Origin of the sequence: Bifidobacterium sp. MSK.13.1, from assembly GCF_019131435.1 — a bacterium.
In the GTDB taxonomy this organism is placed as follows: domain Bacteria; phylum Actinomycetota; class Actinomycetes; order Actinomycetales; family Bifidobacteriaceae; genus Bifidobacterium; species Bifidobacterium pseudocatenulatum.
The window spans coordinates 1-13,123 of record NZ_JAHOMM010000010.1 but is presented as its reverse complement, the minus strand read 5'-3'; the positions used below and the strand labels follow the sequence as shown (position 1 = coordinate 13,123).

Genomic DNA, 13,123 nt, shown 5'->3' with positions numbered 1-13,123 from the left:
AACGATGTTTATCTCGAGAATAGCCTTGAACAAGGCGCGTTACGGGGCTCGGCAGCTTATTAGTTCGCCATATAAGCTGCATGCGGCAGTGGAATGCGCATTCCCTCCCAATGCAGTTCGAAACAACGATGAAGGACGTATCCTGTGGAGGCTGGACACGTCTGTGGCCGATAACGGTGTTTGGCTCTATGTGGTGAGTCCGGAGAAACCTGACTTCATGCATATCGTCGAACAGGCTGGTTGGCCGATGCATGCGGAGTGGGAAACGAAGAATTATGAGCCGTTGCTTGAGCGTATCGCTAAAGGACAACGGTGGCATTTCAAACTTCGCGCGAATCCAGTCCGAAAGGCAAAAGAAGATAGGGGGCGGAGGCGCAGGAACGGCGGAATCGTTGGCAAGGTGCAAGGCCACGTTACCGTTGATCAGCAGTTGCAGTGGCTGATCGATCGTTCGGCGTCCCATGGTTTCGCCATTCTGTGCGACCAGAATGATCGACCTGACGTGGTGGTGAGGGAACGCCATAAGGAGAACTTCAAACGTGCTGATGCAACCGTTACTTTGGTCACAGTGGTTTTTGAAGGATGCTTGGAGGTCACCGATGCGGAACTGTTCTGCAAGACTCTTTGCCAAGGCATAGGAAGGGCGAAAGGTTTCGGATGTGGATTGTTGACAATTGCTCCGGATCTGAACAATTAAGGGCGAATGATGAATGCGCAAACGACAGATGGCGACAAGCTTACAGACGATTATATTGAGGCGGCGGAGCGTCAGCCGAGGAAAAACGGGCACTCTCACATGGGTACTCCGCCACCGGAGATTAGTGAACTTGTCCGTGCGGAAGACCGTCTGTCGTTTGCGTATTTCGAACATTGTACCATCGGGCGTGATGACAATGCCATTACCGCAACGGATAGTACCGGCGTTACCCACATTCCTGCAGCGACGCTGAGCGTGTTGATGCTGGGGCCTGGAACGCGCGTGACACATCAGGCGATGACGGTCATAGGGGAGAACGGCGCGACTGTGATTTGGGTAGGGGAGCGTGGCGTTCGTATGTATGCCTTCGGCAAACCATTGACGCATTCTTCTGTACTGCTGCAAAGACAGGCGGCTCTCGTGTCTAACACGAGGAAGAGATTGAATGTTGCGCGCCAGATGTACCAAATGCGTTTCCCAGGCGAAGATGTGAGTGGCCTGACCATGCAGCAACTTCGGGGTCGCGAGGGAGCGCGTATACGGCGGGTGTACCGTGAGTGTTCCGCTCGTACCGGAGTGGAGTGGGACAAAAGAACGTATGATCATGATGATTTCATGGCTGGCTCGGAGATTAACAAAGCCTTGTCTGCTGCCCATACATGTCTGTATGGTCTGGCGCATGCCGCAATAGTGGCGCTAGGTTGCTCTCCGGGGTTAGGTTTCGTACATGTAGGTCATGAGCGGTCGTTCGTCTACGATATAGCCGATCTTTATAAGGCTGAATTGTCGATTCCGGTTGCGTTCGAAACGGCGGCAACTCAGCCAGAGGATATTGGATCGGCAGTACGGCATAACGTTCGCGATGCAATATACGATCTTAGTTTGCTGAAACGAATGGTGAAAGACATTCGCACGTTATTGGGAGAATCTTCCTCCGATGATGTTCAGAGCGTTGGGGATCATGTCGGACTGTGGGATGAACGGCTGGGAGAAGTATCTGCAGGAAAATCCTATGCCGATGATGAGTGGGGATATGAGGAATGGTAGTTATTGTATTAACGGCATGCCCGGTGGGTTTACGCGGTGACCTTACTCGATGGCTATTGGAAATATCGCCAGGCGTGTTTGTGGGGCATTTGGATGCACGTGTTCGTGAAAAACTGTGGGAGCGAATCGTTGAACTCTCAAAGAACGGTCGTGCCATTATGGTTTATTCGGCTCGAAATGAGCAGCATCTTGCTTTTAAAGTGCATGGAGCTGAGTGGTCTCCGACAGACTGTGAAGGCTTGGAGCTTGTAAAACGTCCTTCTGGTCCAAAGGAAGTGTCGTTTGGTAGTGCTCTTCACCGTGGATGGAGTAATGCCAGTAAGTATCGGCAGGCGAAGAAGTATTCAAACTAAATGAAAAACGAATGACATGAATTTAGAAACCACGAAATTGCTATAATCTCTTAGTGTGTTCCCCGCATACGCGGGGATGATCCCACAGCGACTTACGAAGTAACTGCCACCCGTGGGTGTTCCCCGCATACGCGGGGATGATCCCGATCGTTCGCACAACCATCGTCACCATGCTTCGTGTTCCCCGCATACGCGGGGATGATCCCGGACGCCCGTGACATGCTGCGCCAGATTCGCGGTGTTCCCCGCATACGCGGGGATGATCCCGGACGGATTTCCCGATGCATATCCATGCCACGGTGTTCCCCGCATACGCGGGGATGATCCCCACTGGGGTATCTACGGCGTGTCGCCGTTCACGTGTTCCCCGCATACGCGGGGATGATCCCCGATACAGACTACGCCGAAACGTTGAAACAACGTGTTCCCCGCATACGCGGGGATGATCCCTGCAGGATACGCGTCGCGTCACCTGCGTCTCCGTGTTCCCCGCATACGCGGGGATGATCCCAATTCAATTTACGCAAAAGATACCGGAATCTAGTGTTCCCCGCATACGCGGGGATGATCCCAATCAGATCGTTTGGCCGGGACAATATTGTCAGTGTTCCCCGCATACGCGGGGATGATCCCACTTCGTAACGTCCGCGACTCATGTAGGACGGGTGTTCCCCGCATACGCGGGGATGATCCCTACGGGGAGTGTCAAAATCGTAGTCGTTCGTGGTGTTCCCCGCATACGCGGGGATGATCCCGAAGCGCTTGCGCTCGGCCTTCGCCCTTGCGCGTGTTCCCCGCATACGCGGGGATGATCCTCCATAGTCGGCGAGGCGCTGCTTCCCGTGCTGGTGTTCCCCGCATACGCGGGGATGATCCTCCGCGTTCGCGACGACGAAATAGCGTCCGTATGTGTTCCCCGCATACGCGGGGATGATCCCTGTACGTACGTAGCTCGACATGCCCCGAAGAGGTGTTCCCCGCATACGCGGGGATGATCCCTGTTACATTGGCGGCACGGCGACACCGGCTGTGTGTTCCCCGCATACGCGGGGATGATCCCGCCCAAGTGCAGCAGACTCAAACCGTACCCCCGTGTTCCCCGCATACGCGGGGATGATCCCACCGATATCTTGACGCTCTCGCGCCCCACATCGTGTTCCCCGCATACGCGGGGATGATCCCCGGCGATGTGCCGCTCTCCCCATGACGGGACGGTGTTCCCCGCATACGCGGGGATGATCCCCCTTCAACACGACCAACTCCACCAGCTCATTAGTGTTCCCCGCATACGCGGGGATGATCCCGTCAAGTTCACCGGCAGTGGACAGCAGAACTAGTGTTCCCCGCATACGCGGGGATGATCCCTTACATTGCATGCCGAAACCAGCGTCTGCTGGGTGTTCCCCGCATACGCGGGGATGATCCCGAACGGAGTTCGGCCGGCACGGCGATGCCGATGTGTTCCCCGCATACGCGGGGATGATCCCCGTTTCCGCAGCGTTGTCTGTGCCGGTTGTCGGTGTTCCCCGCATACGCGGGGATGATCCCGACAAGGTGGTCTACATGTTCGCCACCAAGCTGGTGTTCCCCGCATACGCGGGGATGATCCCCCATGGGCTCAAGCTGCCGGTCGACTACGAGTGTGTTCCCCGCATACGCGGGGATGATCCCTTGACGCCGACTTCGTGGCGGACGTCACGGACGTGTTCCCCGCATACGCGGGGATGATCCCAGGACAGAAAACACAACAAAGCGACAACGCCGGTGTTCCCCGCATACGCGGGGATGATCCCTGGAGACACTATTGCAGAAGCGGTAGCCGAAGGTGTTCCCCGCATACGCGGGGATGATCCCTGCTTAACATTTTGCGCGAGTACGATCAGCGCGTGTTCCCCGCATACGCGGGGATGATCCCCTTTTCACCTTTTTTGACCCCAACGTCGGCGGGTGTTCCCCGCATACGCGGGGATGATCCCCGCCGTGGAATCCTATTTGCAGTGGGCTCTGGAGTGTTCCCCGCATACGCGGGGATGATCCCGGGGGGGGGGGTAAGGGATTCCTGGGACAGGAAGGTGTTCCCCGCATACGCGGGGATGATCCCGTGGTCACGATCTGGTCAACGCATGGAAGGTTGTGTTCCCCGCATACGCGGGGATGATCCCCCCTGGAGCGTCGGAACTTCCACCCTCGCACGTGTTCCCCGCATACGCGGGGATGATCCCTGGGAGGTGGCACCCTCAAGCATGTACTTGATGTGTTCCCCGCATACGCGGGGATGATCCCACACGTTTTAAACTGTGCAACGTCCCGTGGGAGTGTTCCCCGCATACGCGGGGATGATCCACCTCAAGCACCTGCCCAACGACCTCAAAATCAGTGTTCCCCGCATACGCGGGGATGATCCCGTGCCTATCAGTTTCGCCCGTTCCAATATGGTGGTGTTCCCCGCATACGCGGGGATGATCCCGTCACCAAGATCGACAAGAAGATCAAGAGCGTGTGTTCCCCGCATACGCGGGGATGATCCCTCGCCGCTCACGTCGCGGTCGTTGTCGCTCTTGTGTTCCCCGCATACGCGGGGATGATCCCATCAGTCGGGGGGTTATCTTCGGGTTTTCTATGTGTTCCCCGCATACGCGGGGATGATCCCCGGAGCCGGAGCAGGAGCCGGAGTGCCGGAAGGTGTTCCCCGCATACGCGGGGATGATCCCGCGGGTAGTTGCAAGCATCAGTGTAATCAGGCGTGTTCCCCGCATACGCGGGGATGATCCCGGCATGCCGATGAGCCACCATGCGATCCAGCAGTGTTCCCCGCATACGCGGGGATGATCCCAAGGATACGCTGCCCATGATCGTCGGCACGAAGTGTTCCCCGCATACGCGGGGATGATCCCCGAGGCATGAAAAACCGGAAGCAAGCCCGCGCGAATCGGCTGTTATCTCAAGTCTGCACGGGGACTTCCGGCAATGCAAAATCATACCCCACAACCGAGAAAAGCAAGGCAACATGGCTGGATACCGAAGCAGACCAACGGAGCCGCCTGTAAGTGTTCCCCGCATACGTGGGGATGATTTTAATTAAAACTTCGACCTGCATATAGCTTTCTGTCGAGCATAATGAGGGGCGCGCTTGCGATTACCGGTTGTATCTCGCTTCGGTGATCCGGATTCCTGGTGTTCGGAGCGTTGATGACGAGTCCACGGTTGGATGCAGAAAGCATAAGCGGATGGCGGTCGATGAAATGCCGGACGACAAGAAAACCTACGACATTAATTCGTGCGCGGTCAGCATGCCGACGGCGCACGACGGGAGGGGTCCGTCCTGGAGTCAAAGATCGAGCCAGTTCCCCAGCTCTTGACTGGCGATTATGTCTATTGGATAGTGTACCTCGCTTATATATGGCAGGTGTTCGTGCGAAAAGCGTCAAAAACACCCCCCCCCTTAAGTGGCTTTTCTCGAAAGGCATGTGCTATATGTAAGCGAGAAACCTCCGGTCAAGATGCCAAATCTGCCATATATAAGCCAGATATCACGGTTCAGCTCAGATGAACTGGGTGTATGTCCATGCATTTCGATGATTGGGGTGTATCGAGAGTTTCGAGTTGGTTTCAATGACAATCCGAGGGGTGAAAACGAGTTTATGGGCACGCGTGCGGAGTCTCAGATGCGCAGAACTCCTCACGCAGCGCATATCACAATCCCAGCCAGGCGCGTAGGTCACGAATTTCCTGATCGCAGATGCCGTGGCCCATTCCCGGATATTCGAAATACGTGAGATTGCCGGTTTGCGCAAGTTTGTTGTGCGCGCACTGTTGGTCGGCTAAAGGAATTGTGCGGTCTTCGCTGCCGTAGCAGAGTGCGAATCGCGTGCGTCCGGTCGCGGGCAAAGGCTCAGCGGTTTCGCCTTTGAATGATGGGCTCATCAGAATCGCCATGTCGAACGCATCGGGATGTTCCGCAACCATGCGATACGACAGGTATCCGCCCTGCGAAAACCCGATCAGTACCTTGCGGAAATGCGCGTATGCGGGCGAATCCAGCAATCGTACGACGGCGTCGCCTACGGCACTGCACTCACGTCGACGCTCTTCTACGGAACATCCATCCGGATACCAGTAGTAGCTTCCGATGTAAGGACGTTCGTACGTGCCTCGGAACGACAGATAATTCGGATGCTGGGCAGGAGCAATGGAGTTGTCCGTTGAAGATGCGTCTTGCTTCGGAACATCATAAATCGCATCAATAATGCGGATCATCTCATTTTCATCATTGCTGAATCCATGAAATCCCAAGAACAGCAGATCATCGCCGGCTATTTCGCAGGCGGCCGTCTCAATGCTGGTACTCACGTTCAAACGCATATCATCCTCCCATCGCATGTCGATAGTATGCAGATTTCCAACGGCACCATAACGGTGGACAGCGAAGTGGGGAAGGGCACGACGTTCACCGTTATGCTGCCGTTGGTTGAGGAAAACACTGAATATGTGGCGAAGCCTACAATAATCCGTCGGCGTGCAATGCGTTGAACATGCGGTCCAGGCATTCGACCAGCAGCGGATACGGCATTGCTATGTTCACGCGCACGCATCCGGCACCGGTCTCGCCGCATGAACGCCCGTCGGTCAACGCCACTTGCGCCTTCTCAAGAAAGTATGCGGCCGGATCGTCGATGCCAAGCGGCGAGAAATCAAGCCATGCGATATATGTGCCCTGCGGTTTGATATAGCCGACGCCGGCGAACCTTTCACGCATCTGCTCGTCGAACAACGCCAAATTCCTGCGCACATAGGCAAACGCATCCTGGAACCACAGGTCGCCTTCGTTATATGCGGTGGTGGTGGCGATTGCGCCGATGGTGGCGGTCTGATGTTCGCTCCACTCCGCCTTGACCGCCCACATGTCACGATCCGCAGGATTGGTAAGCAGCACCTGCGCGCACTTCGTGCCCGGAATATTGAACGATTTCGACGCGCTGGTAGCGGTCATCGACTGTAATGCGGCCTGCTCGCTGATGGTGGGGAACGGAATGTGCTTGCCTTCGAACACGAACGGCGCATGAATCTCATCATTGAAAATACGCACGTCATACTGTGCCGCAAGATCGCTCAGATGCAGCTCCTCCTCCAAGGTGAGCACTTTGCCGATCGGGTTGTGCGGGTTGCAGAGCACGAACGCATGGCATCCGGCAGCAAACGCGCGTTCGATGGCGTCGAAGTCGTACACCCATTGCGCCTCTCCGGTTTCGGCGTCGCCGCTTTGCAGCATTTCGATTTCGATTACGTCAACGTCGTACAGTTTCGGAACGCTCAAAAACGGCATGTAGGCAGGCGTCGGCACGATCACGCTGTTGCCCGCACCGACCAGTTCACGCAGGAAAATCTCATAAGCTTCGAGTACGTCGGGAACCACGCGAATAATGCTCGGATCGACATCCCATCCGTAATGCGAGCGTTGCCATCCTGCGCATGCTTCTGCCACGCGCTGTTTCCAGGGTTCGGGAATGTAGCCGAGTTTGCAATGGTCGCAGGCGTTGTCGATGGCTTTCTGAATGCAGGGAGCCAGGCCGTAGTCCATTTCGGCGATGAACGCGCCAATGCAGCCGGGGTAGCGTGTCCACTTGTCGGAGCCGACTGCGGCAAGATCGGCTGCGGTGGTGTGGTCGATGGCGTCGGCGTCAAAGCCGGAACCGGTACGATGCTTCATTTCCATGATTTCTTCCATGGTTCCAGCATGACGTACCGATGCTTGCACGAACAGTGTGTTCTTGTACTGAAAGCAAAGACTGTTATGAAGTTTTCTTATATCAGATGCTTTTGCTATTCAATTATTAATCTGATTATGACGATATAGCAAAATACTGGAAACAATTGTTTGCTGCAGTATTCCGCGATTGCGAATAAGCACGGATATCAAACGATGAATCAGATGCTTTCCAAATACTGGTGTGACGCTTTTTCGATTTCATCCTTGACGCGGGCGACCGCTGGGCGATCATCCGCTTTTCTCGTGACGAAACAGACTGTGCGGAACGCGTTGTCGTCGACAATCGGAAGCGCGGCCAAGTCAGGCTGCGTTCCGGCGGTTGTGGCTAAGCGAGATACGATCGAGACGCCCATGCCGACTTCCACCAGATTCTGCGTGGCCCAAAAATCGTCGGTCGAATGTGTGATTTCCGGTGTGAAGCCGGCGGCACGCGCCAACGACACCAGATTCGCCTGGCAGGTTTCGCAGCCGGCGATCCACTGTTCGCCGCGTGCCGAAACCAATTGGACCGGCAGGTGCGAGCTTTCGTACTGGCGCGCGATCGCATTGTTCGCGCCGATCAGCAGCATCAGCGGATCGACGCCGAAAGGAGCGACTTCCAAATCGTCCGGTCCGGCCAAAGCGGGGAGTGAATTGTATTGGAAGATGATCGCGCAATCGGCAAGCCCCTGTTCCAACGCCTCCATGGCCTCAGGCGGCTCCATCTGCATGAGGCTCACGCGAATGTCGGACGTTTTGCTGATATGCACGAGCACGCGTGCCACGAACGACGAACATACCGATGGAGGAGCGACCAAACGAATATGCGTCGATCCGTTGCGCTGGTACTCTTCCACATCTTTGACGGCTTGGGTGACGCGATTGTCGATGAGCTGCCCGTGGCGTGCCAGAATACGGCCGATCGGAGTCAATTCCACGCCATGCGACGTGCGCTGCACGAGTTTTGCGTCAAGTTCGCGTTCGACCTTGCGGATCTGCTGGCTGATGGCCGGTTGCGACCAGCCGGTTTCGCGCGCGACCGCGGAGAACGAACCCAAACGTTCCACATTCCACAAGGTCACGAGAATCTGCGGGTTCAGTGTTTTCGTGCTGAATCCCGTGGCATTCGCGGTGATGCTGATGTCGGTGTTCGTGTTGGCGTTTTCACGCGTGTTGCTATCGGCTGGAGTGTTCATATGAGGGTAGTGCTCAGCTTTTTAGGAATGCGGGAATGGCCTCGGCCGCCGCATAGCCTGCGCGGTACATGCGTTCCAATCCTTCGAACGACTTGCTCAACGTGTTCAGGCCGTACAGGCTTTCCGGCGCGAGGATGAGCACGCGGCCGTCCTGCTCGTATTCCTTGGCCAGCGCCACTTCGTCGTTGTACGTCTGATAACGGTTGAGCAGTTTTTCCGCGGCTTCGGGGTGGCTGCGCTTCAAAATCCTGGCCGGGCCGATGTCCCTCTTCTGTTCGCGTACGGTGTCTTTCGGGCGGGTGAGTATCACCACGATACGGTCGTAGCCGTCATCGATGGCCTTTTGCACCGGAATCGGATCGGCGATGCCGCCATCGTAATAGGGAATGCCATCGATCGCATACGGTTCGCAAGCTACCGGCACCGCTGATGACGCCTTCAGGATGTCGAAATTGTCGTAGCCCACGTCGGATTTGCCGAAATACTTCGTGGAGCCGTCTTCGGCGTTGCACGCAACCACGGTGAAACCGGTCGGGTTGGCTTCGAAAGCCGCGTAGTCAACCGGATTTTCGCCATCATGATTGCTGAGCGTGCTATACACGTAATCGAGGTTGGCGAAATTATGGTTCTTGACATAGCTGTCGAAGCTCGCGTATTCCTTGCGGAACGCGTACTGCGTGTAGAACGTGTGGTTGCGCCCATGCTGCTTCGCGATGAACGAAACCATGTTGGCGCTGCCGGCGGAAACACCATAGCAGTGGTCGACGCTGATGCCGTCCTCAAGCATGCGGTCCATCACGCCCGCACCGTAGATCGCGCGGAAACCGCCGCCGACGTCGATCATTGCCGTCCTGTGAGCCATATGCGTCCCGTCCTTTCGCCGTTCGTCCCTTTTGCGGGTTTCAATCGACTTTACGCGGTCTAATTGACGTATTTTTGCGTGTTCGGTCATTTCTTATCGAAGGACGACGTAAGATATCTGCGAATAATCAACAAAAATGGAGTGGAGAAGATATCAATGAACGAAGCTGCACTGCCTCAGTCGACGGTCCACATCGCCCAAGCTGATCCGGACGGGATTCTGCTGGTGATTCACGCGGGTGCCGGCAATCGTGGCAAAAAGGATACGCCAGAGCGTCGTGCCCAGGTGGAGCAGGATTTGAACAGGGCTCTTGAAGCTGGCTATGCGTTGCTGGAGCAGGGGGCTCCGGCGGAGGATGCCGTGTGCGCGGCTATCCGTGTTATGGAGGATGCTCCGGAGTTCAACGCTGGTCGTGGCGCTGCATTGACGAGTGAAGGCATCGTATCCATGGATTCCTGCCTGATGACCGGTGTCGATGGCGAGGTTGGTTCCGCATGCGGTCTGACCACGTCTAAGAATCCGATCAACGTAGCGCGTGCCATCAAGGAAAAGACCAAGCATGTCATGTTTGCCAAGCCTGGTAATGATTTGCTCAAGGAGTGGGGAATCGAACTGTGCGACAGTGAATATTTCATCACTCCAGCACGTCAGGAATCCTTGCGCGAGGCGCAATCCAACGGCGATGAATGGGAGAAGCATGGCACCATCGGCGCTGTCGCCCGTGACTCGTCCGGCAACATCGCTGCCGGCACCTCCACCGGTGGCATCACCAACCAGATGCCGGGACGCGTCGGCGATTCGCCTCTGCCGGGCTGTGGTACCTATGCCAACAACGATTCCGTCGCGATCTCCTGCACCGGCATCGGTGAGGCGTTCGTCAAGGAAGTCGCTGCGCATCAGGTTTCCGATCGTGTTCTGTACGCCAAGGAGGAGCCGATCGAGGCTGCGAAGGCGGCGCTGGATGGTGTCGCCCGTCATCATGGCGATGGCGGTATGATCGTCGTTCCGGCTCATGGTGAAGGCGCAATGGTGTTCAATAGCGAGATGATGAACTGCGGTTGGAAGTCTCCGAAGGGCAGCTACGTGCAGAGTTGATGCTGTAGTGGCAAACCGGCAAAACAAGCCACAAAAGTACAGTGGGGTTCGAATCCATGAAGGATTCGAACCCCACTGTACTTGAGCTCCCTATATGGCCGGCGAATCGTTCGTCCGCCGGCCAGAAACATCACTTAGTGATGGTGTTGTAGGTAGGCAGATTGGTGTAATCGAACGATACGTTCTTCACGTTCGTCGCGGACGCGGCGGCGACGTTGTCGTTCCACAGCGGAATCACCGGAAGATCCTTGGCCAGCACTTCCTGCGCCTTGGTGAAGTCCTCGGTCCGCTTCTTTACGTCGGTCTGGGCAAGTGCGGCATTCAGGAGCTTGTCGAATTCCGCGCTCTTGTAATCACCATCGTTCGAACCATGACCGTCAGCGGAGCTGGAGGCATATAGCGGATTGAGATAATCTTCAGCGGACGGGTAATCCAGCATCCAGCCGGCACGGAACGCGGTTTTGATGGTGCGGTTGGTCACCTGGTTACGCACGTCGCTGAACGTGGCGTACGGCTCGCCAGCGGCGTCGATGTCGAGTGTGTTCTTGATCTGGTTGCACACGGCATCGACCCATTCCTTATGGCCGCCATCGGCATTATAGGCGATTCGGAAGTTGCCGGACCATGGCTTGATGGCATTGGCTTTCTTCCAGAGTTCCTTGGCCTTGGAAGCGTTGTATTTCAGGTTGCTGCCGTTCTGTTCCAGTTTCTTCACGTATTCGGGGACGAGCGGTGAAGTGAAATCGGTGGTCGGGGTCTTCGTGTTGTTGTAAACCTTCTTGACGATCTGGTCGCGGTCGATGGCCATGGAAATGGCCTGACGACGCAACTGGCCTTCTTCGTCGTTGCCGAAATGCTCAAGACGTTCCGGAATGACGAAGGACTGGAATGAGGATCCTGCCTGGCTGTAGGCGATCACGCTGGAATCCTGGCGGAAGGTCTTCACCGCGGACTGTGGAATCTGATCCATCACGTCGAGGTTGCCGGACAGCACGTCGGAGTAAGCGGAATCCTCATTCGTATAGACGCGGTATTCGATGCCTTTGTTGGATACCTTGCGACTGCCCTTATAATCCTTGTTTGGTACGATGATGATGTTCTTGTCGTGGGACCAGGACTTGAACTTGTACGGACCATTGCCAATCGGAGCCTGGCCGAACTTCTTGATGTCCTTAAATGCCACGCTTGGCAGCGGGAACATGGATTGGTGCGCGAGCTTGGTCGGGAATACGGAATCAGGCTTGTTCAGCTCGACGACCAGCGTGTAGTCGTCCGGGGTGGAAAGACCGGAAAGTGTGGCCTTCGGATCGACGTTCGGATCCTGCAGTTCGTCATAGCCCTTGATGGTGGAGAATCGGCTTGCGGTCTTCTGCGCGTTCTTCACGTTGGCGGCGAAACTCCAGGTGTCGGCGAAGGAATGGGCGGTTACCGCCTCGCCGTTGGTGAACTTCCAGCCTTTCTTCAACTTGATTGTGTACTTGGTGGCATCCTCGTTCGGGGTGATACTCTCGGCGACTTCGAGATGTTGCTTGCCCTTTGCGTCGAAGCTCACCAGACCTTCGAACAGGTATCGAATAACTCTGCCGCCGCCCATTTCGTTGGTGTCGCTTGGAATTAGACCGTTCTGCGGTTCGCTGTTGTTCACTGAAATCAGCGAGGTGCTATCGGAGCCGTTGGAGGCTGTGTCATCGTTGGAAGACGATCCGCATGCGGCGATCGACGTCAGCATGGCACCCGCCGCGGCCATGGCCAGCAGACGCCGGAATGTGTTGTTCTTCATTTCATTCTCCTTTAATGTCGATTTTTCCGCCGATTATGTCGACGAAAAAACAATAGGACATAATATGGGAGTTTTATAAAATTTTCGTGTCATGTCTCAATTTGAAAACGAACCGCTGGCAGGCGTTGGATATGGACGTTATCTTCAGCTTTTTAGGAATGCGGGGATGGCCTCGGCCGCCGCATAGCCTGCGCGGTACATGCGTTCCAATCCTTCGAACGACTTGCTCAACGTGTTCAGGCCGTACAGGCTTTCCGGTGCGAGGATGAGCACGCGGCCGTCCTGCTCGTATTCCTTGGCCAGCGCCACTTCGTCGTTGTACGTCTGATAACGGTTGAGCAGTTTTT

General features: G+C 56.0%; 10 protein-coding genes and 1 CRISPR repeat array. Of the genes, 4 read left to right on the top strand and 6 right to left on the bottom strand.

Annotated elements, in window-relative coordinates:
- The first annotated feature begins 4 nt into the window (after positions 1-4).
- From cas6e to cas2e, 3 genes are all read left to right on the top strand, one after another.
- Positions 5-697 carry a type I-E CRISPR-associated protein Cas6/Cse3/CasE gene (gene cas6e, locus KSY55_RS08375; RefSeq protein WP_117659261.1) on the top strand — a complete coding sequence of 231 codons (693 nt, stop codon included), beginning with the start codon at positions 5-7 and terminating at the stop codon, positions 695-697.
- 99 nt (positions 698-796) lie between these two features.
- Positions 797-1,744 (top strand): type I-E CRISPR-associated endonuclease Cas1e, encoded by a 948-nt coding sequence (gene cas1e / locus KSY55_RS08370; protein ID WP_117659339.1) that lies wholly within the window; start codon positions 797-799, stop codon positions 1,742-1,744.
- Positions 1,738-2,097, top strand: coding sequence for a type I-E CRISPR-associated endoribonuclease Cas2e (cas2e, locus tag KSY55_RS08365; RefSeq protein ID WP_117784041.1), 360 nt, complete (start codon positions 1,738-1,740; stop codon positions 2,095-2,097). Before cas1e ends, cas2e begins: the two co-directional genes overlap by 7 nt.
- A gap of 55 nt (positions 2,098-2,152) precedes the next feature.
- Positions 2,153-4,991: a CRISPR direct-repeat array (repeat unit 29 nt; unit sequence GTGTTCCCCGCATACGCGGGGATGATCCC).
- A gap of 799 nt (positions 4,992-5,790) precedes the next feature.
- Here the strand turns inward: cas2e and KSY55_RS08360 are convergent.
- From KSY55_RS08360 to KSY55_RS08345, 4 genes are all read right to left on the bottom strand, one after another.
- Complete coding sequence (locus tag KSY55_RS08360; protein WP_065439282.1) at positions 5,791-6,459, bottom strand: alpha/beta hydrolase; 669 nt, start codon at positions 6,457-6,459, stop codon at positions 5,791-5,793.
- A 136-nt stretch (positions 6,460-6,595) separates the two neighbouring features.
- Entirely contained in the window at positions 6,596-7,822 is a 1,227-nt protein-coding gene (locus KSY55_RS08355; RefSeq protein WP_217749705.1) for a MalY/PatB family protein, read from the bottom strand.
- Positions 7,823-8,022: 200 nt separating this feature from the next.
- Positions 8,023-9,039: a LysR family transcriptional regulator gene (locus KSY55_RS08350; protein WP_217749706.1), complete on the bottom strand. Its 1,017-nt coding sequence runs from the start codon at positions 9,037-9,039 to the stop codon at positions 8,023-8,025.
- A 13-nt stretch (positions 9,040-9,052) separates the two neighbouring features.
- Positions 9,053-9,901 (bottom strand): patatin family protein, encoded by an 849-nt coding sequence (locus KSY55_RS08345; RefSeq protein WP_118268985.1) that lies wholly within the window; start codon positions 9,899-9,901, stop codon positions 9,053-9,055.
- Positions 9,902-10,057: 156 nt separating this feature from the next.
- On the opposite strand from KSY55_RS08345, the gene KSY55_RS08340 reads away from it, so the two are divergent.
- Positions 10,058-10,996 carry an isoaspartyl peptidase/L-asparaginase family protein gene (locus KSY55_RS08340; RefSeq protein WP_022245330.1) on the top strand — a complete coding sequence of 313 codons (939 nt, stop codon included), beginning with the start codon at positions 10,058-10,060 and terminating at the stop codon, positions 10,994-10,996.
- A gap of 130 nt (positions 10,997-11,126) precedes the next feature.
- Here KSY55_RS08340 and KSY55_RS08335 read toward each other — a convergent pair whose 3' ends face one another.
- Positions 11,127-12,776 (bottom strand): ABC transporter substrate-binding protein, encoded by a 1,650-nt coding sequence (locus KSY55_RS08335; protein WP_118268986.1) that lies wholly within the window; start codon positions 12,774-12,776, stop codon positions 11,127-11,129.
- Positions 12,777-12,920: 144 nt separating this feature from the next.
- The coding region (locus KSY55_RS08330; protein ID WP_333519602.1) for a DUF6363 domain-containing protein at positions 12,921-13,123 on the bottom strand (203 nt) is incomplete at its 5' end.